The organism is Vibrio pomeroyi (assembly GCA_041879425.1).
GTDB classification, from domain to species: Bacteria; Pseudomonadota; Gammaproteobacteria; order Enterobacterales; family Vibrionaceae; genus Vibrio; species Vibrio pomeroyi_A.
Map to the genome: position 1 here is coordinate 150,504 of CP090855.1, position 26,607 is coordinate 177,110.

The window sequence follows — 26,607 nt, forward strand, 5'->3', positions numbered from 1 at the left end:
CAGGCACACCATTTGGTGTGCCTTTTTTGGTTTTGGTTACTCTAAAAATACGATGATCTTAACTGCAGAAGAACTTATACCGTCTATCAGAAAAGCTAAAGGCTTAGGTGTTCCCGTTTGCCATGGTGATAACACGTTTTAGCGTCCACCTTAGTAACAATGGAATGCATTCTTGCCCTTGGTTTTCACAGTGCGAGACGATAGCCAATGCGAGGTCTGGCTTTGCGTGTTTCTTCAATACCTTAGCGACGACTTTCTTAGGAGGAATAGGGTGGTCGTAAGGGATCTTAACCATGTCACGGAAAAAGTTCTCGAATCCGTTCATGTATAAATAATGCTCGATGTCTTTGTCAGGCAACTCAGTTAAGCGATGACGTTCTTGGTCGTTACCAAGCTTTGATAATACCGTTGCGGCGTATTTTTTACCTGCTGCATCGCCATCTGTAACAACATGCCAATCGATGCCAAACTCTTGCGCGACCTTAATCAATGCTTTGAGGCCTGATTGAGCAAACTCGATAATCTGTACACCTTCAGCCGCAAGGTTGTAGCCACATTGGTTGGCTAACTCATTAAACAGCCAAACTTCAGTTTCTCCCTCTACTAATAACCAACATCGCGCAAACAGTGCCCCTGAACGGTGGAAGCGAATATGAAAACCAATTCGTCTCAGTTCATCTTTACTGAAGTGGTTCATGTTGAGTTGATTAGCGATGGTTTTGTCGGACTGACGTACCAATCGCCGAATCGATTGCAGAGGCACAGCTGCGAGTAGGTCACCACTGTTGGTGGTGAGTATTTTCTGCATTGGCAGTTTTTGCATCAAACTCCAAGCTCTTGCCAAGTGGGTTGGATGCAATCGACCTTCGGGATCTTCAAGGATCAAAAGAGGGCGCGCGCATCGTCTTAGGTCATTTGGCCCTTTAGCTTGTAGATAAGCGTTCAGTAATCCCATGAATAATAAGCGAGTTTGTTTGTTCTTTGTTTCTTCGACAAGCTGATGAATGCTCTGATCATTAGCACCAGCCGAATAGAGTAAGCCATCGCGCTGTTTTCTAGGATTACGACGAGAGTTACTCTTGAAAGAAAAGTAGTGTTCAATCAGGCTCTGCATCGACTCTAAACTGCTGCGCATCTCGCCTTTGTTTACGTGGCCAGGAATCGCCATTAAACGTCGGCAGGTGTTATCTATGCGTTTTTCGATTCGAGCCTGACGGGCGTTTCCATTCCCATTTCCATTAGAAGCGTGCCCATTACCGTTGCTGTTGCTGTTATTGCTATTATTAGCGCCATTCCCACCGTTACCGTTAGCTCCATTGCCGTTCGCATTACCATGGATATGGCCATTGTGGTTAAGTGCCTTGCCATTGAATGGACGATCGAAGTGCCTTGCATCTCGTAAGCGAATCACGGGGTGCAAGGTCATTAATTCTTGAGCGAGCTTTTCAGAATGGTGAAGCTTGAGCGGATTGCCGTCCAAACCTAAAAATGCGTAGTGAGTGGTAGTTTCGTACTGTTCTAATGTGGCGCTGATTCGGTAATAGATACGATAGACACCGAACTCGTCCTGAACCCAAATCGGTTTGAGTTTACGGTAACGACCAGCGTTGAGTTCGCTCTTGTCGTTAGCCTTTAATGCGAGAACAATTTGAAGATGTTGAGACTGCGGGTGTGAAACAGAGTAATCGACATGAAAATCGGTCATTTCAAAGTGATATGGCACGCCGTCTGAAGGAAGAACGACGGAAAGGGCATCTAATAATGAAGACTTACCCCAAGTATTTTCACCAATAAGCGTGGTTAGCTCGTCAAACGCGAGTGACATGCGCTTGATACCTCGAAAGCCAGAAATCTCGATTCTTTCTAGTTGCATAGGCTTACTCCTAACGGAAGGCTCTGCTAATTGTTTGAAAGCTAACAGATATCTTTAATCATAATCGAAAATCACCAATTCGGTATGCTCATCGGTCACAAAACCCATTGATTATTTATACGGCTCAAAATGAGATTTTTGATCTATCTCGAGTATTTTTTTGCAGTGCAGTTTCATAAAATTCACGATTCTGTCATGATTCTCGACCTAGTATGAAGGGACAAAGAGAGAAGAAAATATGACTAAAAAGAATAAGCCGACAAAAATAGTGTTGGCACACATCAACGACACCCACTCATACTTCGAACCAACCTCATTACAGCTATCACTTAAAATGAACAGCCACATCATTGAACCTTATGTCAGTGCTGGTGGTTTTGCTCGAATTTCAACGCGCTTTAAACAAATAGAACAAGATGCCCAACGACAAAAGGTTGGAACCCTGTTCCTTCATGCTGGGGACTGCTTTCAGGGCACCTTATACTTTTCTCTGTTCAAGGGGAAAGCCAACGCCGATCTGTTGAATGCGCTTAATATTGATGCCATGACGCTTGGCAATCATGAGCTAGACATGGGTAATGAACCCGTGGCGATTTTCGCGAAAAGAATCAAATTCCCTCTGTTGGCCGGTAACTGGAATCTATCGAATGAGGATATCAATAAAACTCATACCTTAGCGGACAACGACATTGTTAAGCCTTACCTGACGGAAACACGCAGTGCTTCTTATATAACGAAAGAGTTTGATGGCGACAAAGTTGCCATCTTCGGTTTAAGTATCGACAAGATGGCAGGTATTGCTAACCCAGATATTGATACACCGTTTGAAAACGCATTAGAAACGGCAAAAGCAACGATAGAACAAATTCACCAGGCTGGCATAAACAAGATAGTGTTGCTTAGTCACCTTGGTTATGAAGCTGATTTAGAGCTAGCGGCGAATGTAAAAGGCATCGGTGTGATTGTTGGTGGTCATAGTCACCGCTTGCAAGGTGACTTCTCGGATATCGGTTTAGTGAAAGACGATGACTACGGCGTAAAAATTGGCGACACCTATGTTGTGCAAGCAGGTTTCCACGCAATGAGCCTAGGCCATTGTGAAATCGAATTCGACGCTCAAGGTAAAGTGACGCACTTTAATGGTAAGAACGAACTGTTGTTAGGACGCCGACTCTTTCTAGATGCAAAACTGAGTGAAGTAGGGCAAGACGATGCGCATGATATGGCGTGTGAGTTTTTGAACAATCACCAGAACATTGCAGTGTGTAAGAAAGATCCTGAATTACAGAGTATTCTGACGGACAAGTATCAGCCTAGAGTTCGTAAGCTTCAGCAGCAAGTCATCGCTCATGCTGACAGTAAACTTCGTCATGTACGTATCCCTGATGAACAAGGGCCAAGCCAACTTGCGCCATTGGTGGCTCAGTCATTCCATTACTTGATGAACAAGAAAGGTCACCAGGTAGACTTTGCTATCCACAACTCTGGTGGTGTACGAAACTCGCTAAATAGCGGCGATGTTTCGGTTGCCGATATTGCCGGAAAACTACTACCGTTTGCCGTACCTATTGGTGTGTATGAAGTTAAAGGTGAAACGATCGCTGGCATGTTGGAAGGTGCAATCAATAACGCATTGGATAATGGTGTGGTTGGTACAGGGTCGGGTAGTTTCCCTTACACACACAACCTAAGGTTCTGTTACCACAAAGAAGCTCCTTTAGGGCACAGAATTCATCACCTTGAAATCCACTCTGAAGAGGATGGTTGGCAGGCAGTTTCGCGAGAACGTGTTTATCGTGGCGCATCATCAGCCTATACCATGAAAGGGAAAGAAGGTTATAACGCAGTCTTGGATATGATCGGAGATGGCATCGTCACAACCGACTCAATGGCAGACTGTTTCATTGCTTTTTTACAAGATCACCCTGAATCACTTCAACACCACGAACCGTTGAATTGCATGGAGTGTTTTAGGTAATCGCATCTAATGTTTTCGCTTAGTATCATTACTTTGAGTGATTTATAAAATTGGCACTGTTTATGCTTTATTTCCCGGGTAACTTCCTGTGGAGGCAAAGCATGGATAGGAAAGATTGGTTAGACGCGGCCGCCGTTGTTGGTTGGGTGTCTGTTTGGTCTGCATTAGTGTACTTAGTACCAACAGCAGGTTTATAACACATGCGGTTTGAGATGCACTTTCTGAAAAGGTGCACACAAAAGGTACTTGTGAGCAGTTTGATTGAATAACGGGAATAGGGCAAAACCTGTTCATCGTATTCTTGGAATCAATACGAGTGTCGTTTTGACAAGCCGATAGAAATAAATAAGGAGCTTTTTGCTCCTTTTTTATTGGCTCCTCAAAACCACCGCCTAGGGCGGTGGTGATTGTTCCTTGAGGCTATAGCCTGAAGAAGTGCCCATGTTAGAAGTAACCTCTTATTCACCACAAGTAAGAGGAAACAACCACATGGGCGATTACAGAAGTTCATCACATGTCTATTGGCGTTGCAAATACCATATAGTTTGGACTCCAAAGTACAGATATAAGATTTTGAAAGATAAGGTAGGAAAGGAGCTTTATCGTTCAATCTATATTTTGTGCAATATGAAAGACTGCGAAGTTTTAGAATTAAACGTTCAACCAGATCATGTTCATCTTGTTGTCATTATTCCTCCCAAGTTATCAGTATCGAGTTTGTTAGGAGTTTTAAAAGGCCGAACAGCAATTCGACTTTTCAATAGATTCCCACATATACGTAAGAAATTATGGGGAAATCACTTTTGGGCTAGAGGGTATTTTGTAGATACGGTCGGTGTGAATGAAGAAGTCATTCGGCGATATGTACGACACCAAGATAAGCAGGACATAGAGTATGAACAACAATTACAGTTATTGAAGAACTGATAGCGCGGACGCCCCCTTTTAGGGGGTTATAAAGCAAAACCGCCTTCTAAGAAGGCGGATATTTTTTTTATTTCTGCAAATTTATCTAGACGAAACAAAGTTAGGGGAATATTATCCACGCGTTTGGGGAGTAGTTAGCGCAAGTTTACATATCGTCATCTCGTTAGGCCAAGTGTCTATCCGGTATGTAAAGGTGAAATCCCATATTTCACTTCAACGAGACCAACGCAATCACAGTCAAGATCCGTAATGGAGCTTGATATGCTTTGTTTGCGGAAGGTCTTTGTACAGTTCTTCCGCCCGGAGGAATAATGAACTCAACTCAATCTCTATTATCTACAAATAGTGAATCCTTTTTTTCATCGCCGATCATGACGACTTATGCGGGCTTTTTCCTGCTGACGGTGATTCTTGTCTCTATTGATATCTATCAGACTCGTGGTGGTAACGTCACTATCAAGAAAGCGGCAATCTGGAGTGTATTCTGGTTTGTACTTGCGTTTTTGTTTGCAGGTTCTATCTACCTATTTTGGGACATTTACGCGCCTAATAGCGACTACACAGCGCAAAAAGCAACAGTTTCATTCATTACCGGTTATTTGCTAGAGAAGTCACTGAGCGTAGACAACCTGTTTGTATTCGCGATGATCTTCGCTCAATACCAAGTTCCTGAGCATCTACGACCTCGTGCGCTTCTTTGGGGCGTAATTGGCGCATTGGTGCTTCGTGCAATTATGATCGCACTAGGCGCGCAACTATTGGCGGAATACCACTGGGTGCTTTACGTGTTTGCAGCGTTCTTGATTGGTACAGGTATTAAACTGGCGTTAGACAAGGGCGAAGAAGAGAGTGTGAATACACTGCCTGAAAAGCTACTTCGTAAAATCATGCCGGTAACAGAAGACTTCCATGGTCCAGCACTTATGATTAAGCAAGGTACCAAATGGGTACTAACACCAATGATGTTGGTGATTGGTGCTATCGCAGTCATGGACGTGATGTTTGCACTGGACTCTATCCCTGCAATCTTCGCGGTAACACAAGAACCGTTCTTGGTACTTGCTGCTAACGTGTTTGCGTTACTTGGCCTGCGTTCGTTGTACTTTGTACTTCAAGGCATGATGGATAAATTCATCTACTTGAAGCCGGCACTGGCATTCATCATGGTCTTCATTGGTGTGAAAATGCTATTGGTCGACAGCGAATGGGCTATCCCAACTTACTGGTCTTTAGCGGTGCTGATTTCAACGATGACGATTGCGGTTATAGCGTCGATTTATGCAAAGAAGCCAGACATTGAACAAGTAAATTAAAACAAATATAACTTATCGAAAACTCGATAAGAGATACGTGGTCGATGAAGCAGGAAATTTATTTATGTAAAATTTCTGTGACATCGGCCACTTTTGTTTGAGGGGTATTTGTACTAAATGCATGATTTAAGCACTATATTGAATTTTAAGTCACTGCTAATGCATATGTATTTCGAGCCATTGTTAATGGTTTGTTTTATTAGAAAAACTAATCTGAACATCCAATTTTAGTCATTTTTTAACCTGCAAAAGATCACCTATTATTCTTGTCATCAGAACGAAACACACAAACAAATTTATAGAGAGGCAATCATGGCTCAAGCAGTACAAATGAATACTATCGCTGTTCCTAACTCTATGGATAAGAAGACCTACTCGGTTAACTTCAAAGGATTGATTGCACACATTTTCGATATTCTTTTCGTAGACAACTCTCCACGTAGTTACTACGCGAGCGACCTATCTGGTCACATGCAACGCGATATCGGTATCAACCGTTAATCTCAGCGTAAACGCATAGAATAAAAGAAAGACAGAATTTTAAAAACGCCAGCTTCTCAAGCTGGCGTTTTTGTATCTGAAAGAATCTGTATCTGAAACAATTTGTACCTGAAAGAAAACGTTAAGTACCGCGGTCTTTAGATAAGTAGCTTCTATGAGGATCACGGTATGTCACACGCCAAACACAACACATCATTGATCAAACTCTGCTTATTTGCCTTACCGATCGGCTTCTACTCTTCAGTGTCGAATGCACAAACCTGGAGTAACGAGGGGCAACCTGCGCAGGTTATCGAACTGTTCACCTCTGAAGGTTGTTCGAGTTGTCCACCTGCTGATGCCTACCTCAGTACTTTTGAAGATGACCCAGCACTTTGGACACAAGTCATCCCGCTCGCGTATCACGTCGATTACTGGGATTACCTCGGTTGGGGGGATAAATTCGCGAGCAAAGCCTTCAGTCAAAAGCAACGTTTGTATAAAGCTTATGGGGTGACAAGCGGGGTTTATACTCCGGGTTTTGTGGTTGATGGAAAAGAGTGGCGCGGTTATTTCAATTGGCTTGATAGAACGTTACCTTCGCTCCCACAACAAAATAACCCCAAGCTGACGGTCAATCATAAAGGCGACACGTTCAGCGTGAGCTACGAAGGCAAAGGTGATTATGTGGCTCATATTGCCTTGTTAGCGATGAACGAAGTTACCAGCGTTAAAGCGGGCGAAAACAGAGGTAAAAAACTCGAGCATGATTTTGTGGTGGTTTACGATGGTTACCAACGTAGTGATTCTGAGTGGCAATTCAATGTGGACTTTGATTCGCTAGTCGCAGCGCCCGATGCCGTAGCTGTCTGGTTAACCGCGCCTAACTCGTATGCACCTGAACAAACGGTAGCAGGGTGGTTGAATTAAACTCACGTGCTCAACTTCAACTCAACGTGCGCAACTTCAACAATTATGAAGCAATGCAGTTTGGGCGACACTAAACCGTTACTGTGTCGCCTTTGTTCTGTTTTGCTTGGTCTAAATTGCTGTTAGAGACTTGAAAGGGGCGATTTAGTTACGTAATACAGCTGAAATACGTTAATATAGCGCGCTATTATTTTAGCTTTGAGTTCCTGCAATTAATGACTAACACCACGACACCAACCAACTTCTCTGATCTTGGCTTAATTTCTCCTTTGATGGCTCGTCTTACCGAGCTTGAATACCAACAGCCAACGCCTATCCAAGCGCAAGTTATTCCAAGTGTGTTAGCAGGACGCGATCTAATAGCAGGCGCAAATACGGGTTCAGGTAAAACCGCTGCATTTGCACTTCCTCTGTTACAACAGATCCATGAAGATGCACCTTTAGACCGTCGTTCGGGCAAAGGTAACTTCGTTTCTGGCCTTATTTTAGTGCCTACTCGTGAACTGGCTAAGCAAGTTGCTGACAGCGTTAAATCTTACGCAGTGCATTTTAACGGTGCGATTAAGACTGTTTGCGTATTTGGTGGTGTGTCTGTGAACACTCAGATGCAAGCACTACGTGGCGGCACTGATATCTTAGTGGCGACACCGGGTCGTTTACTTGACCTTATTTCAAGCAACGCTATCAAGCTTGATAAAGTCAAAACGCTTGTGCTTGATGAAGCTGACCGCATGTTAAGCCTTGGTTTTACAGAAGAACTAGACGCTATCTTGAAGCTACTGCCAAGCAAGAAGCAAACTCTGTTGTTCTCTGCAACGTTCCCAGAGCAAGTTCAAACGCTTACTCACGAACTGCTGACTGACCCAATTGAAGTTCAACTTCAAAGTGCTAATGCGAGCACACTGGTTCAGCGTGTATTCGAAGTCGAAAAAGGTCGTAAGACAGCATTGTTAGCGCACCTGATTCAGCAACACGAATGGCGCCAAGCACTGATCTTCGTGAATGCAAAGAACAGCTGTGAACACCTAGCAGACAAGCTCTACAAACGTGGCATCATTGCAGAAGTCTTCCACGGTGATAAAGGTCAGGGTTCGCGTACTCGTATCCTTGAAGATTTCAAATCTGGCGAGATCGATGTTCTGATCGCGACAGACATCGCAGCACGTGGTCTGGATATCGAAAAGCTTCCAGTTGTTATCAATTTTGATTTACCGCGTAGCCCATCAGACTACATGCACCGTATTGGCCGAAGTGGTCGTGCGGGTGAGGTTGGCCTAGCGTTGTCTCTGATCGATCACGAAGATTACCATCACTTCAAAATCATCGAGAAGAAGAACAAGATTCGTCTTGAGCGAGAGCAAATCGAAGGCTTTGAAGTCGATGAAGAAGCGGTTGCTGAACTGATTGCCGCGCTTAAACCTGTTGCGCCACCTGCTGGCACAGGTAAGAAGAAAAAGAAGAAGAAAGCGGCACAAAACCAAGATGTGTGGCTGAAAAACAACTGATACTGATTCAGTAAACAATCGATATTTTAAAGGCGCTTAATTGCGCCTTTTTTGTGTCTGTAATACGAGGACTTTAAGTAGCTATAGTAACGTGTACTGGTATTCAAAATCAGCCAAGTTTGTACGTAGGGTTGCGTCCTTCATAAGAGATTCAGTGATTTCACGCTTTGCTCATAATCTATTCGGGTTCTAAGCAACTGGGTAACAGCGTGAAGGCCTCGATTAAACAAGTAATATTGGTAGCTTCACTCTTCATGGTTACTCATCCCGCGGCGATAGGTGCAGAGTTCAAGGTTAAAGGCCTGAACAAAATTCTCACTGAAAATGTAGAGTTATACTTAGAGCCTTTGGTTGATGTTCCAGCTGCACAGCTATCGCATACTAAGTTATTGAAACGGGTTCAAGACGCGCTCAACCCTTATGGCTACTATCGCCCTCAGATAGATATCGAACTTGATAACAGTGATAACCTCACCTTGAACGTCGATTCTGGCCCTGTCATGTACATTGCAGAATCGGTTGTAAAAGTCACCGGTGAAGCGACTGAAGATGAAGAGTTCATCAAAATACTCACGCAGAGTCAGTTAGATTCAGGCTCTCCATTATCTCACCAAGAATACGACCAAACTAAGCGTGCGATTTTCTCTTTGGCAAAGCGTAAAGGCTATTTCGACGGTCGGTTTGTCGAGTCTAAGATCGAAGTGATTCCGAGCGAAAACATCGCCAATATTCACCTGCATTTTTCAAGTGGCCCACGCTACAAGTTTGGCGCCATCAGCATTCCTGATGATGGTGTTGAACCTGCGCGTATAAAGAAAATTCCTACATTCAAACAAGGGGACGATTTTGACACGATAAAGTTGGGCGAGCTGCAGTCTGACTTGTTTGAAACTCAGTGGTTTCGGAGTGTTGTGGTACATGGTGACTTTAATCATCTTGATGATAATCTAGAAGTGCCAATTGAGATTATTGCTGAACCAAGCTCTCGTAACATTGTGCAGGTGGGTGGTGGTTATTCTACCGATCTCGGTTTGAGAGCGTCTTTAAATTGGTCAAAGCCTTGGTATAACCGAAGAGGACACAGCTTTGAAACACAGACGTATTTGTCTGAACAAGAGCAATCACTGCAACTAGGGTACAAAATCCCAACAGAGAAAGTCACGACCGATTACTTTGGTATTCAGTTTGAATCGAAACGAATTGATCATCGAGACACCAATAGCTTTTCAAACGATCTTAAATTCGAACGTTACTGGCAATTAGACAGCGATTGGCAAAATACCATTTACGTCAAATACTTGCATGAACAATACCGTCAAGCCTCTGAGGAGGACCAATCGCAATTACTGTTACCTGGTATCAGTTTTTCACAGGTTGATCGTAAAAATGATCAATTGGAGCTCAATCATCGACACATCTATTCTGTTGAGTATTCTGACCCTAGTTTGCTCTCTGATTCAAGGTTGTTGCGGTTGGAAGGAAACAGCGTGCTTTCGTGGGACATTAGCGAAAGCCAGAAGCTGCATTTCCGTTCAAATGTCGGCGTTAACATAGCTAAATCGTTGTCGGATGTGCCATCGTCACTGCGTTATTTTGCTGGTGGCGATGGGAGCGTACGAGGCTATGGTTATGAATCGATTTCTCCAAAAGATGACAACGGTGAATTAACAGGTGCACGCTATATGCTAACAGCAGGGCTTGAGTACCAGCATCAGGTTTACCGCTCGATCTGGATGGGTGCATTTCTGGATGTTGGTGATGCGTTTGATGATGAAGCGGATTGGAAGCGCGGCACAGGCCTTAGCCTGATTTGGAACTCACAATTGGTGCCTGTGAAACTCGACTTTGCTTACGGGTTAGATGCGCCTCAAGGCGATGAGTTTCGTATTCACTTTTCCTTGGGTACTCAATTCTAATATCTGTACACTGTTTAAGCTCTCGCGAGGATACGATCCATCCAATGGGATTCAAGCAAATCGACAGAGCGTAATAACCTTTGTGCTCTAGCAAACACAAAGGTAAACACAATGAAAAAGGTACGATTTGGTGTATTTGGTAACATGGGCCCTGAAGCGGATGCTCTGTTCCAAGATATCGTCGCTAAGAAAGAGATTGAACACGGCGCGCTTAAAGACCAAGACCACATGGCGATGATTGTGGTTAAAAATTCAGATATCCCAGACCGCTCTGAAGCAATTAACGAAGGCGGTATCGACCCTGTTCCAGAGCTAATTGAATCCGCGTGCATTTTAGAACACGCCAACGTTCAATTTGGCGTTATGACCTGCAACACCGCTCATTATTTCAGACCTGAAGTTCAAAAGCATACCAATGTTTATATCGTCGATATGCTTCAAACTACGGTTGATAAAATCAAAGAGCAGAATCCTGAATCTATTGTCGGTATTTTATGTACTAACGGCACATACAATTCGGGAATCTATGACCGTTACCTAACTAACGCCAATCTGGTATTCGTTAAGCCAGAAGCTTTTGAACAAGAACATAACGTTCATAGTGCTATCTATGGCGAAGTAACGGGCGAGATGACTGCGTGTGGACAAGCAATCCGAGAAACCAACGGCATTAAAGCGGGCAAGTTTGACCGTAATGCGGCACTTTTAGCTGTTGCGGTTCAAAGTATCGTAGAGAAGGGCGTTAATACGGTTATTTTGGGGTGTACGGAACTTCCTTTGGTTAGAAAGCAACTTGAAACGGCATTTCCAACAGTCACTTTTATTGATCCTATGGAAGCCGTAGCTGAGCGTGTCGTTGATGTTTATCGTCTCGCTGAGAAGTATGTTGAGCGTGGACATGTGGATTACGACATTAACGATGTCGATTCGATTTATACAACGTTAGATATGGTGAATTACGTAGCCAAGAGAGCGATGACCTACCGTCTGTAGGCTCAGATACGTCTATTTGAAACATGAGAAAGCCGCGAATTACGCGGCTTTTTTGCATTTGGATTGGTGAAAGATTAAAAATTAAAAGTGAAAATTCGAAGCTCGACACTTAAAGCTCGAACTCGCCATTCATTTTTCGAAATAACCAATCCGGTACCTTGTTCCACGAACTGTAGTTCGGGTTCTTAGTATGGATTTGTTCCCCTGAAGCCCAGGTAGTCTCACCTGATTGTTCTCGCGACACGGCCCAGAACAAATCCTCTTTCTGATGCGTTAAGTAGTGTGTCACTTGCTTCGCAAACTCTTCACTGTCAATCAACACACCAAACTCAACGTTGAGAAAGTCTGATCTTGGGTCGAAGTTAGAAGAACCAATATAGGTTACACGCTCATCTAAAATTACAGTCTTGTTGTGGTAGTAGGTATCAACATGAAAGTAGTGGTCATCATTGATAGCTTGGCTTTTGTACTCGTAGATACTTATGCCTTTGTCGAGTAGAGTCTCACGGTGTTTTTCGTAATACGCAGGAACAAAACCCGAATCATTAGACGCCGATGAATTCGTCAGCAAGGTGACTTCGGCTTGGTGCTCTTTAAGTGCATCGATGAATACAAACTGGTTATCGCTTGGCACCATGTAAGGCGTAGAAATCATAGCCTTAGAAGGTATCGGTACTTTCTGCTTCATTAAATGCTCTGTACGCTGACGAAAGTAGGGCTTGTTGTCATTGAGCTTCTCTAATGAATCAAATAAAGGCGTTACAGATGCTTTAATAAACCTTGGTTCGTTTAGGCGATTTATCTGTTGTTCAACATCGAAAGTGATCGGCTTTTTATTCTTCTCACCTTTATTTATTGCCTTGGTAAACGCTTTGTATTGGCCTTGTTCTTTGACTTTGATTCGCTCTTGAATTGGCACCACATATTCGCTGTCCCAAAGCGCTTGATAATTGTTGTCGAAAGACGCGATTACGTCACCTCGAAACAAAACGTCCATATCAAAGAAGTTGGCATTCTCGCTATAGCCAAAGTAATCATTACCGATGTTTCTTCCGCCTAAAATCATCGAGTGATGATCGACATTGAAGTACTTCTCGTGAAGCCGATTATCCAGTTGTTTTTGATGAGTTGAGAAGTTGAACGCACGACCAATCCAGCCAGCTTTACGTGATTCAAAGGGGTTGAACAGTCGAATCTCAATATTGGGGTGTGAGTCCAATTCCGCTAGCCATTTATCATTAAAAACCAGTAGGTCATCTAAGGTCAGTCGGACGTGAACATCACGATCCGCCGCTTGCTTGAGTTCGTTTAGAAGCATCAATCCAAGCGTGTCTCGCTCCCAAGAGAAGTAAGTCATGTCAATAGAGTGTTGTGCTTGGCGAACGAGCTCGATACGGCGAGCAAAGGCCTCTGGTGCAGTCGGGATCAGGTACACCTCAGTGTGATGTTCTGTGCTTTGCCAGTTTGCTTGGAAGTCTGGTTCGACATCGGGGTAAGGTTGGGCGCAGCCTGTGACCACAGTAATCAACATCATAGTGCATACGGTTTTTAGTTTGCTAAGTATCATAACTACCTGCGTTTGAACGTAAAATTTGGATATAAAAACGGCCAGCGAGCTGGCCGTAAAGTAGGAAGGGTGTTGAGAATGTTTAGTTTAGGTACCACTGCCAAGGCATAAGGCCTTCCTCTGCTAAACCGGTTAAGCGACCTTCACGAAGCTTAGGGTCAACACCTGGGTTTGTGACATAGTCCCAGTCTAAGGTAGTACTGTTTTCGCTGAAACCTGCACCATCAATTACGAGCACATTGTCGGCAGCGTCGCTGTACTGTTGGACTTCGAACAATTCATCGCTAAACCAAAGACGCGACATTTCGTTCATTAGTGCTTTATCCTTGCTTGATGGTCTTACTTCACTTCCATCAAAACGCACGGCTTTGTTAAACACAAACGGCAACTCTGAACCGTTACATGCACCGCCGATGCAACCAATAGTTTTAAATAAATCGATAATAGATAGCTCACCATTTGGCAAGGTATTGTAGTTCCACATGTTAAAGCTTGGCTTGTGCTCAAAGTGGTATAGCGTTGCTTCTACTTCGTTGTTTGCTGCCATATGACGAGCTGGACCATTGAACAAAGTGTCATTTAGCAAGGTTTTAAATTGCTTCATGTTGTCAAGAGCGCCACCTAAGCTAGATTCTGAGTTAGGGTAGAAATCAGTTAGAGCTAGAATATCTTGGGTTTGTTGGTGGCTCGTGATATCAACAATGTCGACCAAGCAACCTACGGTACCCGTAATGTCACTGGTATCAATGCACTTAGTCATTTCAACTAGATCACCTTCTAGTTTGGCACCATAAAATAAACCCGCTACTGCACTGTAAGCACTACTTGGTAATACAAGTTCCGCTGAAACTTCATCACTTGCTTGCTCAGATAGTTTTTGCTGCAGAATAACGATGTTGTTTTCATCTTCCAACCAGTTAACCATCGCTAGAGCTAGTTTTGCTAGATCTTCATTAGTAAGCAGTTCAGGTTCATCATTTGTTAATAACTCGATGACCGTCGGAATTAAGAACGTAGCGGTAAAGAGCATGCCAAAGCTGTTCGCTTCATGTGCATTTTCACCTAGGACAGTGGGTACTGAGAATCCTGCTTGCATTGGTGATTCTGCTGATTCGCTACAGCTACCAAGAAAACTAGTTTTTTCACACAATATGTATGGAGTAAAAGGCATCAGGTTTGACATTGGAGTCTCATCTGCTGTTGGGCTCAGAATTGGGATTTGCAAAGAACCTAACAACCAATTCTTTAACTGTTCAATACCATTTAAAGCTGTTTCTTGTGACGCCATGATCTCATCGAGCGAGGTGTCTGCTGTAAACTCCTTACTGCGATCTTTTGCTACTTCATAACTAGGGTATTCAAAACCATAAGGGTTACTCTGCATGATGGCACGTTGGAAATATTGACCTGCGATATCTTCATCTTGCTGTAAGAAACCAATAGACATAGCACCTGAACCTTGACCCATAACCGTCACGTTTTGAGCATTACCACCGAAGTCAACGATATTATTGTGTACCCACTTCAAGGCACGCTTTTGGTCACCTAAGCCATAGTTGCCATCTTGGTTCTCGCCTTTAATCCATTGAGTACCTAACTGACCAAGACGGTAGTTCAAGCTTACATAGATAAAAGGATTGCCTTCACTAGCACCTTGAGCCACAACATTATCGCCTTGAATCAGAGGCTCAGCACCTGAGCCATATTCAAAGTCACCACCGTGGATGAATACATAAACCGGTAGATCTGCATCAGAATCTACGCCTGCTGGACGCCAGATATTGAGGTTAAGGCAGTTCTCATCTTGCGTTTGTGATGTCGTTTTTAGTTGAGGACAAGCATAACCAAACTGAGTCGCATCCAAAGCACCTTCAACAAGGTTTACAATTTCGCTATGCTCAAAGCGCTGAGCCTCGGCGTATTGAATCCCTTTGAAAGATTCAACAGAAGCCAGTTTGTCGTCTTCGGTATTTGAAGTTACAACCAGTTCTTCTTTGGTCGCTTTAATCGTTACGTTACCGATTTGAACATCAAATGGTTTAGCAGGTGCTGGAATTAACGGTTCTGGCTCGTTTGGTAATGGAACAGTAGGGGCAGTATCAGTATCGCAACCTGCTAAGGCAGCAGCAATTGTAAGAGCGATTATTGAACGGTATACAATAGTCATAAAAAGAGTTTCCACAATAGTATTCGGTGCAGTCTGTTTCATCGTCATCTACTTAGATAACAGAGCTACAAAATTTCTTATCAAGAACAACCTGGTTTTAAGAGCAGGGCTGGTAATCAAAGTTCGGTGACTAGAATCGGTAGCCAAGATTCAGCGTTACAGCCGAACGAGTTTCGCCTTTGTTGTACAACACAGTCATGTTGTAATGCTTACCGATCTGTTTGTTAACGCCAGTGAGGAATGCCCACTGATCGATGTCGACACCAACGTCATAATCAAATTCGATGTCATCGGTTTTTACGGTGCCTTGCATACGTGAATTTAAACCTTGATATTCAGCGCCAACGAAAAACTGAGCTCGATAATCGACTAGTTGGTAACCCAACATAGGTTGAACCGTAACAATGCCATCGCCCCAGTCGTTTAATCCTTTAAGACGGGTTTGTGAATAAGTGCCAGTAACAGAAGCAAAGAACTCTTTGTAACCAACGGACAGTGTTGTACCCATACCGCGCAAGTCATATTCGAGATGAAGTGGAACATTTAAACGACCACGGTTGCACAGAGCTGAAACTTCGCTACAAAGTAGGTCACCTGCGCCATCAAATCGATCATTGAGCTTGTCTCTTAAGTATTCACCTGCTGCGCCGGTATAAGAGGCATCCACGTTCGCATCAACGTTTACCTTTCCTACATAACCGAATACATTCCAGAATGGCAGGATATTTACGTCACCGCGTATCGAAAGGCTTTCCGCTTTTACCGTCGCAACGCTATCTTCCGGGTCAAATAAGTCATTCAAGCGCACACCACCAATCACGTAATCAGTCATTGGAATGTCCATGTCTTGGTTTCGATAAGCTACGGATACACCGAATGGAAGTGGCATATCGATACCTTTACGACGGACCATATCACCCATTAAAGGGAAGATTCGGTCCAGCTTTACGCTTGCCTCTAACATTCTTGGGTCTGATACTTCTTGAAGCCTTGCTTCGTTAAGTACCTGTATGCCGTTATCGTCTTCATAAAACGCGACTGGCTCGAGTATGCTTGTCACCTTCACTGGTTTGTTCTTGGTTGTACCAACCACTTCAGTTGTTTTACTCGCGATGACTAACTTACCCGACGGTAAAGTGTGAAACTCAATCTCTTGCTTATAGCTGTCTACCTTGTATATGTGGTGTTTAAACGGCTTTTCATTGCTGATCAGCATGCGTTTTGGTTCACCGTTGACTAACTCAATGTTGACATTCAAAAAACGGAAATATGCGATGTCTTGAGGTAGTCCATACTTCGAATAATCGAAGCTGATGATTACTTTGTTATCGTCGATTTCTTTTACGCGAACCGAAGATGAATCAAAGCTTTCTGCATAGTCACGTAAACGATATTCGGTACGTGTGAAGGCTTCTATTTCATCGAGTAGGTTTTCGTTATCATCCAGCTCTTCTGGGTTATATTTGATACGAAGATCGATGTTGCCTTTAGTGTCGGTGTTTTTAACGAGATAGACGCTTGAGTCACGAACTTCATCACCAATTTGCAGTGTACGATGTGCGTGTTCAACTAGGTGTTCGCCCTGTACGAGTGAACTGATTGCTAGCTTTGGTAAATCACGACTGATGCCATATTTGTCAAACAGTGCTCGACCGTTTTCCATGACTTCGCTGTAAGTCTTGGTTTCTGCTGCAGACGCAAAGGCGGGTGTGGTAAGTAATAGGGCGCTCGCTAACACAGAAAGAGTATGGGTCTTACAGGCGCTGGTGCGTATTTCAAAAAAACTCATGACGGTTTCCACGCTGAGTGGCCTCAAACCTTCGAGACTCAAACAGTCGATGTAATACTGAACGTCGTGTTCAGTTGTTATGTATTTATCCGTTAGGATTGTTCGTGTGAATGTCGCGACTAAATATGCATTGCGTCAATCAATGAGAGGATTTTAAGAGGAGGTCGCAGATCGCGTTAATCGCGTTTGATGGACGCTATCCTCACTTAGTAAGAATTAACGCTAATCCACTGATTTAAAACAGATAGCAAAACGGCCTGCTAAGTAAAAATACTTGGCAGGCCGTTCTGTTATGAGAGACTTAGTGTATCCAGTTCTAAGCGGTTACTTTTACTCTGAATAGATCAGTAAACAGCTTCGCGATCATTAAAATGATCAAGATATTCACTAGCATCAACAGTGGCGTTTCTATTCTATAAACCGGAGTGAGGTTAAGCGCACCAGATGTAAGAACAACCAACAAATTGATACCCAAAATTCGATGTATCATGAGCTTAGGTGTCGCGAACACTTTCCATATCACCATAATGTTAAGGAAGTAGAATAGTCCCAACTCCCATAGCTCTGTCATTAATGGCATCACAAAGATGTATTGCAACAGAATCACAGATCCTGTTCCTAACACACCATAAAAAGCGTCCTTGATAACGCTTGGTGGCATGGTCGGCACCATAGAAGAGAATACACCGGCTAACATAGGAAATATAAAACCACCCGGCACTGGAAGATAAATCCAAATCAACAGCGATGTGATAAACATCGACACGCCTTGCAGCACTTTGCGCCCATCTTCATTCAAATGTTGAACAAATGTGCGATGAGCATGATGCCAAGACACTTCTTTTTGATCGCCCATTACATTGAGTTCACCTTCAACCAGAGATTGATCTGGTGTTAATACATCGAACGTTTTCAAGTTGTGAGTAAGAACTGCCCATTGGATACCCAAGTCTGATTCGCTGTTACTTTGTTTGAGTAATGTATCTTGGATATGTGCCATCTCATCGATACGCAATCGCCATGTTTGGATGTTCTCTTTAAGGTGGTAACTTCCGGTCAATGGCAGATCTAGAAGTTGATACAACTTATCAATATTTGCGGTATTGCTTTCAAGTGCGGCAATGTCGATGTCGTCTGTTTTTTCCATCGCATCTAACAACACTTGTTTACTGGTTTCGAAACGTTGTACAAAGTTGAGTTCTGTATTCACAGGCCACACGATGCGATACACAATAGAGAACACGACAACACCCAATAGTGTTTCTTGAAGTCGGAGCACAGCAAAGTGAAAGGTGGTTTGGCTATCAAACCCGCCCATGCACGCAACAATCGAACACACGGCAAATCCTATTGAAAAAATATAACCGTATTTCTCGTCGCTCGACATGAAGATACATACACCAAGGAACAGGGTGAAAAATGTTAGAAACAAGAAGCGATCTTGAGAAAACATGGCGATAAGGAAAAAGGCATAACCGGTCCCTAACAAGGTTCCCATTAACCGGTTATGGCCTTTGTTTATTGAATGGGCGAAGCTCTCGTTCAATGCCATCACTGCCACGGCTATCGCAGCCCAATATGGTTTTTCCCAACCAAACCACAACGCTAGGCAGATTGCGATAACGATAGAGAGTGCGGCTTTAATCGCGTCTTTAGTCGATGCAGTGAACATAAGAATCACCTAGCTATTTTTGATTATTTTAATCGAGGCAGTCATACCAACACGCAGTTGTACGTCTTCTGGTATTTTGTCTAACTTCACTTTGATAGGGATGCGTTGAGCTAGACGGATCCACTGAAAGTTTGGATTCACGTTTGGCAATAAATCATTACCTGTGCTGCCATCTTGTTTGGCAATACCAAAGCCAATACTTTTGATATGTCCTTCTAGTTGAACATTGTTATGCATCATTAAGGTCACATAGGCCGTGTCCTGAGCGTCGACGCCGACTAAATCTGTCTCTTTGAAATAGCCTTCAATCCAAAAGCTATCTTCATCAATTAACGCAACCACAGGTGAATTCGCGACAACTTGAGAGCCCACGCGTAGGCTCAGATTAGTGATGTAGCCGTTAGTAGGCGCGTATACCTTGGTGTACTCAAGGTTTAGATGTGCTTCTTCTACGTTAGCTTTTGCCAGTTCCACATTCGCGGTGCTAGTTTCTACTGCGTTGTTTAAGTTGTTTAGAGTAAGAACGGGCACAGCACCGGGCGTTCTTTTCTCTAAATTCAACGCACGTTGTTCTTCATTTTTGGCTTTGGCGAGTAGGGCAAACGCTTGTTTTTGAGTCGCAAGTGCTTTTCTGTAGGTCGCTTTGTAAATACTCGGATCGATTTCAAAAAGAAGATCGCCTTTTTTTACTTTCGAGTTGTCTTCGACATGCACTTCAATCACTTGACCCGTGACTCGAGGTGTAATCGAGACAATATAAGCGCTAACTTGCCCGTCTCTGGTCCATGGGTTACTTGAGTATGATTGGTAATAGCTATAAACCACAGATCCCGCAGCAGCCAATAATAAAAGTGTGATGAGATAACGTTTGATCACAGTAAGTGCCTCAAAAAATTGTAATAAAATGGCCGATAGCGCCAGTAAAAATCACGATCAAGCTCAGTTCTGCTATTGCAGGAAAGGCGACGTACTTATGAAGGCCAAACCTTGTAGCGATTGACCCTGTTAGCATTGTCAGTATGTAAGCCAGTGCGATAACCAATAACAGCGGTGGGAAGTAGACTTCACCCCACACAAGTTCATGTGGCATTGTGTTCATGGTTCTGTTCTCTATTTGTTTGATGAATGCAACGATAACGGAGTTCGATTTATTGTGATAATCGCTTATAGAGGATTGGATCCATCAAAAATCCGACTTTATTCGGTGACTATGCCAACTGCATCTTTGTTTAGTGCCGAAAGCCAGTAAAACAAGTGTAGGTAGGTTGTTGTTCTGGATGTGAAAACACTTAATTGAAATTGATTTCGAAAATTATCTATTTTTATTGGTTTTAGCTAAATCTAGTCAAAACAATAATTTAAGAGGTAAATTACACTTCAATAACTCTCCAAACAGTCGAAGTGATGATTTGATCCATCAAATGGGATTACATATTAAAACCTTTTGTTCTTAATATTCGGTTCGAAGCAACGAGATGCTTTATTTATTTTGAATAATCCAACAAATATCATTATCAATTTATTCGTTAGATTATTTACTCCTTTTATTTAGTAACAAGAGTAAATTTGTCATGGACATTATTTCTAATCTATTTGACATGGCACCATTTGTCGCACTATTTATTACACTCTCATTAGGTTATATGGTTGGTAAAATTACTATCGGCCGATTTGTTTTAGGCGGGGTAGCCGGAACATTATTAATGGGTGTAATTATTGGGCAATTTGGTGTTCAGATTGATCCCGGCGTAAAAAGCATTTTCTTTGCGCTCTTTATTTATGCTGTGGGCTATCAAGGTGGTGCTCAATTCTTTAAAGCCCTTAACTTTAGAACCATTAACATTCTGCTCTCCGCGGTTGTGATGACGGTTTCAGGCTTATTGTGTGTACTTGCCGCTGCGTGGTTATTTGACCTAGATAGAGGCACAGCTGCAGGCCTAGCGGCGGGCGGCTTAACTCAATCTGCGATCATTGGTACTGCAGGTGATGCGATTGCACGTTTAGGCGGCGTATCTGAAGAAGCCAAACACCTGATGCAAACAAACGTAGCGGTTGGTTACGCGGTAACATACATCTTTGGTTCATTAGGTCCAATCTTGATGGTGACTTGGGTATTCCCAACGTTGATGAAGTGGGATATCCGATCTGAAGCTATCGCACTAGAAGAGAAAAACTCTAACGGTAAACGTGATTTAGCGGACGGCGAATTTAACGCAGTCACGGCTTTAGTTACGCGTGCTTTCAAAGTGACTAACGACGACCAGCTTGTTGGTAAAACACTCGCGCAATTGAATCAGTCATCATTAGCTGCGTGTATCGAACTTATTGAACGCGATGGAAAAGAGCTGAGTGCAGACAAGTTCACAGCGCTTAAAACGGGCGACCTTGTTGTGGTTACTGGCCGTAGAAACGCGGTTCATGAACTTCAGAGCAAGGCGCAAAGTAATGAAGTCGCATTACCGGAAAGCTATGAAGTTATTGAAGAAAACCGTCAACTTATCGCTGATAATCGCAAGCTGATTGGTCGTTCGCTAAGAGAGATCAAAGATAGCTCAAATCAACGTTCGTTCCGTGGTGTGTATGTTACAGAGTACATGCGTGCTGGTACTTCAGTGGCTATTACCGAAGACCTTATTGTTGAGAAGAACGATGTTATCCAGTTAACGGGTACCGCACAAGACATCAACCGAGTTGAAAAATACATCGGTAAGCGTATGGGTTCTGCGACTATGACTGACTTCATCGTACTGGGTTTCGGTATGGTGTTGGGCCTTCTTATCGGCTTAATCAGTTTCAAGATTGCAGGTATTCCTGTAACGATTGGCTCTGGTGCAGGTTGTTTGATCTCTGGTTTACTTGTTGGTTGGTTACGTAGCCGAAACCCACATGTGGCTCAATTCCCAGCGGGTGCAGCAAACTTCATTCGTGACTTTGGTCTAGCGGCGTTTGTCGGCATTGTTGGCCTACAAGCAGGTCCTCAAGCGGTTGATACCATAAAAGAACATGGTATGTCGCTTCTGTTCTTGGGTATGGCGGTCACCATCATTCCACAGATTATTTCATTCTTCTTCTCGTACTTTGTATTGAAGATCAAGAACCCAGTAGAAGCGTTAGGTTGTGTGACTGGTGGTCGAAGTGCAAACCCAGCATTCGCTGCATTGATGGAAAAAACAGGTAATGCAACGCCAGTATTCTCTTTCACTGTGACTTACGCTGTAGCCAACGTGTTACTGACTCTATGGGGACCAATTATCGTCGGCATTATTACCGTTAATGCGGGTATGTAATTAAAACTGCGAGCTCATTAAAGATTTAAAACAATTATCAACTTATTAACAGACCTACCCAATCAGAAAATAGGGTAGGCCTGAATAATCACATTGAAGTAAAACACATTATTTAATTAGAAGTGTTTAAGAATAAATTATTAGGTAAATATCATGACTACACAAAATACTACTATCGACTTTTCAAAATTCGCTGATTTAAGCCCGTTTGAATTAAAAGACAAATTAATTGAAGTCGCGCAGACAGTGCCGGATCGTGCTTTATTAGATGCAGGTCGTGGTAACCCAAACTTCCTAGCAACACTGCCACGTAAAGCATTTATTCGTTTAGGTGAATTCGCAGTAATGGAAGCGGAGCGTACATACTCATATCTAGATGGTAGCTTTGGTGGTATTCCGGACGGTGTGGGTATTGTTGAGCGTTTTGATTCTTACGCAAACAGCAATCAACAGAAGCCAGGTGTTCGGTTCATTGAAAAAGCTCTGAGTTACGCGAAAGATCGCCTAGGTATCGAGAAGCAAGTGTTCTTAAATGAGCTTGTGAATGCGTACTTAGCGTGTAACTACCCGGTACCGCCACGCATGCTGACCAATATCGAAAGCGTTGTAAAACAATACATTGCAGAAGAGATGTACGGCCCAATGCCAATGACGACAGATTTCGATCTGTTTGCAACGGAAGGTGGTACGGCATCAATGACGTACACGTTCCAAACCATGTTTCACAACGGTCTACTAAAGAAAGGCGATAAGGTTGCGTTGATCACACCAATCTTCACACCTTACTTAGAAATCCCTGAGCTTTCAGAATACGAACTTGAGATTGTAGAGCTTCGTTTAGATGAGACAACATGGCAGTTACCTATGTCTGAAATCGAAAAACTTGAAGATAAAGACATTAAACTGCTGTGTGTGGTAAACCCAGCAAACCCTGCATCAGTGAAGTTCTCTGATGAGACTCTGAATAACCTATCAGACTTCGTCAACACACAACGTAGTGATCTGTTTATTATCACCGATGATGTGTACGGCACATTCGCAGACGATTTCGTTTCTCTGTTTGCCAAACTTCCATACAACACGCTTTGTGTTTACTCATTCTCTAAGTACTTCGGTGCGACAGGCTGGCGCCTTGGTTCAATTGCGATTCAGCACAACAACGTGTTCGATGATGCAATGCGCAGCCTATCAGAATCTCGTCAACTGGAACTGGATGATCGATACAAAACGCTAGACCCAGAACCACGCGGTATTAAATTCATCGACCGTATTGTTGCAGACAGCCGCAGTGTTGCACTAAACCACACAGCAGGTCTTTCACTACCACAACAAGTTCAAATGGCTCTTTTCTCATTGAACTGCCTAATGGATTCAGAGCAAAACTACAAAGAAGCGTGCAAACGCATTATTCGCGAACGCTACAAAACGTTGTACAAAAACATGGGTGTCGAAATTGAAGAAAACAAAGATCGTGTGGACTACTACACACTGCTTGAGCTCGACACTTTGGGTGGCAAATTGTACGGATCAGCTTTCGTTGAATGGTTCAAAGCGAACGAGAAGGGCAAAGACTTCTTGTTCCGACTTGCACATGAAACTGGCGTTATCTTGCTTCCAGGCAAAGGCTTCGATGTAGTGCACGCTTCTGTACGTGTATCGCTAGCTAACCTGACTCACCATGAGTACGAACTGATTGGCCGCGCAACTCGCAAGGTGTTGGACGAGCACTTCGCTGAGTTCCAAGGCGCATAAATTCTAATCACGCTTAGAATCGAATTCATGATTTTAAGCCAACGATGTTCAAATCACTAAGAATAAGCCTCGGCGATGTCGAGGCTATTCCGACCAAATAAGCACAGTGTTCAAGTAGCTATCTATTGGATGCAATCGTTGTGTTTATTTAGTCGCTAACTCCAAGCGAAATTCATTCCGACAAAATCAGAAGAGCGACGTATGAAAAGTATTATTTCTATTCAATCTCACGTGGTTTATGGGCATGCAGGCAACAGCTCTGTGGTTTTTCCAATCCAAAGAATGGGACTCGATGTATGGCCAATTCATACTGTTCAGTTCTCGAATCACACTCAATATGAGCAAGGTTGGACTGGAAAGACATTTAGTTCAGATGATATTCGAAGCTTAATTCGAGGCTTAGACAACATCAGTGCATTGAAAGACTGTGGCGCAATCCTTTCGGGTTATCAAGGAAGTGCTGACCAATGCAAAGCGGTTGCCGAGGCGGTTAACCTCATAAAAGAAAAGAACCACAGTGCACTCTACATTTGTGACCCTGTAATGGGCTACCCAGATAAAGGTTGTATTGTTGATGATGGCGTGAAAGCGGCTATCGCCAAACATTTGCTGCCTACAGCCGATGTCATCGTGCCAAACCAATTTGAGCTGAGCGAATTGACCGAAACCAAAATTCACTCGCTTTATGATGCGGTTACAGCCTGTAAAAAAGCTCTGGAACTTGGGCCAAAGATGGTGCTCGTGAAACATCTGCATTCGTTACCCGATGAGGCGTTCAGCATGATCCTCGCAACGAAAAAGGCATGCTATTTAGCTCAACGGCCGAATATCGAATTTGATAAACAGCCAGTTGGTGTTGGCGACCTTATCTCAGGCTTATTTACAGCGGGATTAATGAAGAGAATGTCTCCAGTGGCTGCATTCCGCCATGCAAACAACGCGGTTTATGGTGTGTTAGAGCTGACTAAGAGCTATGGCACTTGGGAGTTGCAAACCATTAATGCTCAGTATGAATTTGTAGAGCCTACCCACGATTTCAACGTGGTCAAAATAGGCTAGAGCGATTAACTCTAACAGTGGTTAAGGTCAGCTAAGGGGCGCGACTATTCGATGGATAGCGTCCTACAAATGAGATTACGAGTTCAGCCGGATACTGTCTATATTACGACCACAAAGAGATGGACTTCACTTTATCCCTATTTATTAACCTCTCTGTTTTTTAGTTTTCTAATTTATTAAACAGAGTCTCTGAATCACTTTAGAGAACATTAAATGAGCCTAAATATGAACCGTCTAATCTCTTCGGGTCTTACCGTTGCTTTGTCACTCTTGGTAGTGGCTTGTAGTTCACCTCACACGCTAGACGTACGCGTAAACAAAGACAATTACAAAGAAGTCACTGTAGAAGAAGCATCATCAGTCGCCGAGCCATTGCGTATTTGGGCGAGTGAGTCGCCAGACTTCTTATACTCTCCAGCAGATCAAACCACGCCGATTACCGTGTCAGGTGACCAATTGAACATTTTGGCTTTGTCAGGAGGTGGTGCCAACGGAGCTTTTGGTGCCGGTATCTTGATAGGGCTTGAAGAATCAGGCCAGCTGAAAGATTACTCGATAGTAACGGGGATCAGCGCAGGCGCTTTAATAGCACCGTTTGTGTTCATCGGAGGAGATGCGTTTTCGAAGATGAAGGACGTGATGTTGAACATAAATGATAAATCCGTACTCGGTAAAAAGAATTTTTTGAACACCGTCTTTAAAGATGCGTTTACCGATGGCGAAAACTTGTATCAGTTTATTGCTGAAGCTTTCCCAGAACCGATGATTGAGCAAATCGCAGCACAACATCGTAGCGGTAAGCGTCTGTTTATTGGTAGCACTCATTTTGATTCTGGTGAGCTTGTCATTTGGAATGTGGGTGCAATAGCAAATAGCGACATGCTAGATAAGTCTGAACTCATATATAAGGTGTTGGCCGCAAGCGCGTCTATTCCTGGTGTATTCCCACCGCAGTTCATCGATGTAGAGCATGAAGGTGAAATCTTTGAAGAACTGCACGTCGATGGCGGTTTAGCGACTCAAGTGTTCTTCAATCCATCTAACTTCGACTATCAACAGATCTCAGATGCACTTGGGTTAGAAACACCACCACAGCTTGATGTTATTCGAAATGGCGCGCTAAAAGCACCGTATCACTCGCTGAGAGATAAGGGGCTCGATTTGGTAGCAAATAGCGTCTCAAGCCTGACGCTTGCACAAACGCGTGGTGACTTATATCGAATGAAATACATCAGTGAAATCAACAACATTGATATGCAATTTACTTACATCGAGCACGACTTTGGTTACGCCAAACGAACCAAAGACATGTTTGATGAACATTACCTATTAACCATATATGAATACGGTTATCACAAAGCAACTCAAGGCAAACCTTGGGTAACCGAATTACCTTGAT

General features: G+C 43.3%; 19 protein-coding genes. 12 read left to right on the forward strand and 7 right to left on the reverse strand.

Features of this window, described 5'->3' with window-relative positions; translation table 11 throughout:
* Positions 1–103: 103 nt before the first annotated feature.
* On the reverse strand, positions 104–1,873 hold the full coding sequence (locus L0992_16680; GenBank protein XGB69681.1) for an ATP-dependent endonuclease: 1,770 nt from the start codon (positions 1,871–1,873) through the stop codon (positions 104–106).
* Between the two features lie 238 nt (positions 1,874–2,111).
* On the opposite strand from L0992_16680, the gene L0992_16685 reads away from it, so the two are divergent.
* The 8 genes from L0992_16685 (at position 2,112) to L0992_16720 (ending at position 11,915) form a co-directional block, all read left to right on the forward strand.
* Positions 2,112–3,851 carry a bifunctional metallophosphatase/5'-nucleotidase gene (locus L0992_16685; GenBank protein XGB69682.1) on the forward strand — a complete coding sequence of 580 codons (1,740 nt, stop codon included), beginning with the start codon at positions 2,112–2,114 and terminating at the stop codon, positions 3,849–3,851.
* 489 nt (positions 3,852–4,340) lie between these two features.
* Positions 4,341–4,778: an IS200/IS605 family transposase gene (tnpA, locus tag L0992_16690; GenBank protein ID XGB70365.1), complete on the forward strand. Its 438-nt coding sequence runs from the start codon at positions 4,341–4,343 to the stop codon at positions 4,776–4,778.
* A 311-nt stretch (positions 4,779–5,089) separates the two neighbouring features.
* On the forward strand, positions 5,090–6,091 hold the full coding sequence (locus L0992_16695; protein XGB69683.1) for a TerC/Alx family metal homeostasis membrane protein: 1,002 nt from the start codon (positions 5,090–5,092) through the stop codon (positions 6,089–6,091).
* Positions 6,092–6,403: 312 nt separating this feature from the next.
* Positions 6,404–6,592, forward strand: coding sequence for a hypothetical protein (locus L0992_16700; GenBank protein ID XGB69684.1), 189 nt, complete (start codon positions 6,404–6,406; stop codon positions 6,590–6,592).
* A gap of 168 nt (positions 6,593–6,760) precedes the next feature.
* Positions 6,761–7,501, forward strand: coding sequence for a DUF1223 domain-containing protein (locus L0992_16705; GenBank protein ID XGB69685.1), 741 nt, complete (start codon positions 6,761–6,763; stop codon positions 7,499–7,501).
* Positions 7,502–7,716: 215 nt separating this feature from the next.
* Positions 7,717–9,006 (forward strand): DEAD/DEAH box helicase, encoded by a 1,290-nt coding sequence (locus L0992_16710; protein ID XGB69686.1) that lies wholly within the window; start codon positions 7,717–7,719, stop codon positions 9,004–9,006.
* A 197-nt stretch (positions 9,007–9,203) separates the two neighbouring features.
* Positions 9,204–10,922, forward strand: a complete 1,719-nt coding sequence (locus tag L0992_16715; protein XGB70366.1) for an autotransporter assembly complex protein TamA — start codon at positions 9,204–9,206, stop codon at positions 10,920–10,922.
* A 111-nt stretch (positions 10,923–11,033) separates the two neighbouring features.
* Positions 11,034–11,915 carry an amino acid racemase gene (locus L0992_16720; GenBank protein XGB69687.1) on the forward strand — a complete coding sequence of 294 codons (882 nt, stop codon included), beginning with the start codon at positions 11,034–11,036 and terminating at the stop codon, positions 11,913–11,915.
* Between the two features lie 109 nt (positions 11,916–12,024).
* On the opposite strand, the gene L0992_16725 is transcribed toward L0992_16720, so the two are convergent.
* The 6 genes from L0992_16725 to L0992_16750 all read right to left on the reverse strand — a co-directional run bounded on the left by L0992_16725 (position 12,025) and on the right by L0992_16750 (position 20,209).
* Complete coding sequence (locus L0992_16725) at positions 12,025–13,482, reverse strand: phospholipase D family protein (GenBank protein ID XGB69688.1); 1,458 nt, start codon at positions 13,480–13,482, stop codon at positions 12,025–12,027.
* Positions 13,483–13,564: 82 nt separating this feature from the next.
* A complete protein-coding gene (locus L0992_16730; GenBank protein XGB69689.1) occupies positions 13,565–15,649 on the reverse strand; it encodes a carboxylesterase family protein in 2,085 nt (694 codons plus the stop codon).
* 130 nt (positions 15,650–15,779) lie between these two features.
* Entirely contained in the window at positions 15,780–17,438 is a 1,659-nt protein-coding gene (locus L0992_16735; GenBank protein ID XGB69690.1) for a hypothetical protein, read from the reverse strand.
* A 316-nt stretch (positions 17,439–17,754) separates the two neighbouring features.
* A complete protein-coding gene (locus L0992_16740) occupies positions 17,755–19,110 on the reverse strand; it encodes an FUSC family protein (GenBank protein XGB69691.1) in 1,356 nt (451 codons plus the stop codon).
* Positions 19,111–19,119: 9 nt separating this feature from the next.
* Positions 19,120–19,986 carry an HlyD family secretion protein gene (locus L0992_16745; protein ID XGB69692.1) on the reverse strand — a complete coding sequence of 289 codons (867 nt, stop codon included), beginning with the start codon at positions 19,984–19,986 and terminating at the stop codon, positions 19,120–19,122.
* 10 nt (positions 19,987–19,996) lie between these two features.
* Positions 19,997–20,209: a DUF1656 domain-containing protein gene (locus L0992_16750; GenBank protein ID XGB69693.1), complete on the reverse strand. Its 213-nt coding sequence runs from the start codon at positions 20,207–20,209 to the stop codon at positions 19,997–19,999.
* Positions 20,210–20,681: 472 nt separating this feature from the next.
* On the opposite strand from L0992_16750, the gene aspT reads away from it, so the two are divergent.
* From aspT to L0992_16770, 4 genes are all read left to right on the forward strand, one after another.
* Positions 20,682–22,397, forward strand: a complete 1,716-nt coding sequence (aspT, locus tag L0992_16755; GenBank protein XGB69694.1) for an aspartate-alanine antiporter — start codon at positions 20,682–20,684, stop codon at positions 22,395–22,397.
* A 153-nt stretch (positions 22,398–22,550) separates the two neighbouring features.
* Positions 22,551–24,149, forward strand: coding sequence for a bifunctional aspartate transaminase/aspartate 4-decarboxylase (locus L0992_16760; protein XGB69695.1), 1,599 nt, complete (start codon positions 22,551–22,553; stop codon positions 24,147–24,149).
* Between the two features lie 201 nt (positions 24,150–24,350).
* Positions 24,351–25,208 (forward strand): pyridoxal kinase PdxY, encoded by an 858-nt coding sequence (gene pdxY, locus L0992_16765; GenBank protein ID XGB69696.1) that lies wholly within the window; start codon positions 24,351–24,353, stop codon positions 25,206–25,208.
* 225 nt (positions 25,209–25,433) lie between these two features.
* Positions 25,434–26,606 carry a patatin-like phospholipase family protein gene (locus L0992_16770; GenBank protein ID XGB70367.1) on the forward strand — a complete coding sequence of 391 codons (1,173 nt, stop codon included), beginning with the start codon at positions 25,434–25,436 and terminating at the stop codon, positions 26,604–26,606.
* The last annotated feature ends 1 nt before the right edge of the window (position 26,607 follow it).

Excerpts from the sequence above, each read along its gene's own strand:
- L0992_16680 (XGB69681.1), bottom strand. The coding sequence starts at position 1,873 with ATGCAACTAGAAAGAATCGAGATTTCTGGCTTTCGAGGTATCAAGCGC.
- L0992_16685 (XGB69682.1), top strand. The coding sequence starts at position 2,112 with ATGACTAAAAAGAATAAGCCGACAAAAATAGTGTTGGCACACATCAAC.
- tnpA (XGB70365.1), top strand. The coding sequence starts at position 4,341 with ATGGGCGATTACAGAAGTTCATCACATGTCTATTGGCGTTGCAAATAC.
- L0992_16695 (XGB69683.1), top strand. The coding sequence starts at position 5,090 with ATGAACTCAACTCAATCTCTATTATCTACAAATAGTGAATCCTTTTTT.
- L0992_16700 (XGB69684.1), top strand. The coding sequence starts at position 6,404 with ATGGCTCAAGCAGTACAAATGAATACTATCGCTGTTCCTAACTCTATG.
- L0992_16705 (XGB69685.1), top strand. The coding sequence starts at position 6,761 with ATGTCACACGCCAAACACAACACATCATTGATCAAACTCTGCTTATTT.
- L0992_16710 (XGB69686.1), top strand. The coding sequence starts at position 7,717 with ATGACTAACACCACGACACCAACCAACTTCTCTGATCTTGGCTTAATT.
- L0992_16720 (XGB69687.1), top strand. The coding sequence starts at position 11,034 with ATGAAAAAGGTACGATTTGGTGTATTTGGTAACATGGGCCCTGAAGCG.
- L0992_16725 (XGB69688.1), bottom strand. The coding sequence starts at position 13,482 with ATGATACTTAGCAAACTAAAAACCGTATGCACTATGATGTTGATTACT.
- L0992_16730 (XGB69689.1), bottom strand. The coding sequence starts at position 15,649 with ATGACTATTGTATACCGTTCAATAATCGCTCTTACAATTGCTGCTGCC.
- L0992_16735 (XGB69690.1), bottom strand. The coding sequence starts at position 17,438 with ATGAGTTTTTTTGAAATACGCACCAGCGCCTGTAAGACCCATACTCTT.
- L0992_16740 (XGB69691.1), bottom strand. The coding sequence starts at position 19,110 with ATGTTCACTGCATCGACTAAAGACGCGATTAAAGCCGCACTCTCTATC.
- L0992_16750 (XGB69693.1), bottom strand. The coding sequence starts at position 20,209 with ATGAACACAATGCCACATGAACTTGTGTGGGGTGAAGTCTACTTCCCA.
- aspT (XGB69694.1), top strand. The coding sequence starts at position 20,682 with ATGGACATTATTTCTAATCTATTTGACATGGCACCATTTGTCGCACTA.
- L0992_16760 (XGB69695.1), top strand. The coding sequence starts at position 22,551 with ATGACTACACAAAATACTACTATCGACTTTTCAAAATTCGCTGATTTA.
- pdxY (XGB69696.1), top strand. The coding sequence starts at position 24,351 with ATGAAAAGTATTATTTCTATTCAATCTCACGTGGTTTATGGGCATGCA.
- L0992_16770 (XGB70367.1), top strand. The coding sequence starts at position 25,434 with ATGAACCGTCTAATCTCTTCGGGTCTTACCGTTGCTTTGTCACTCTTG.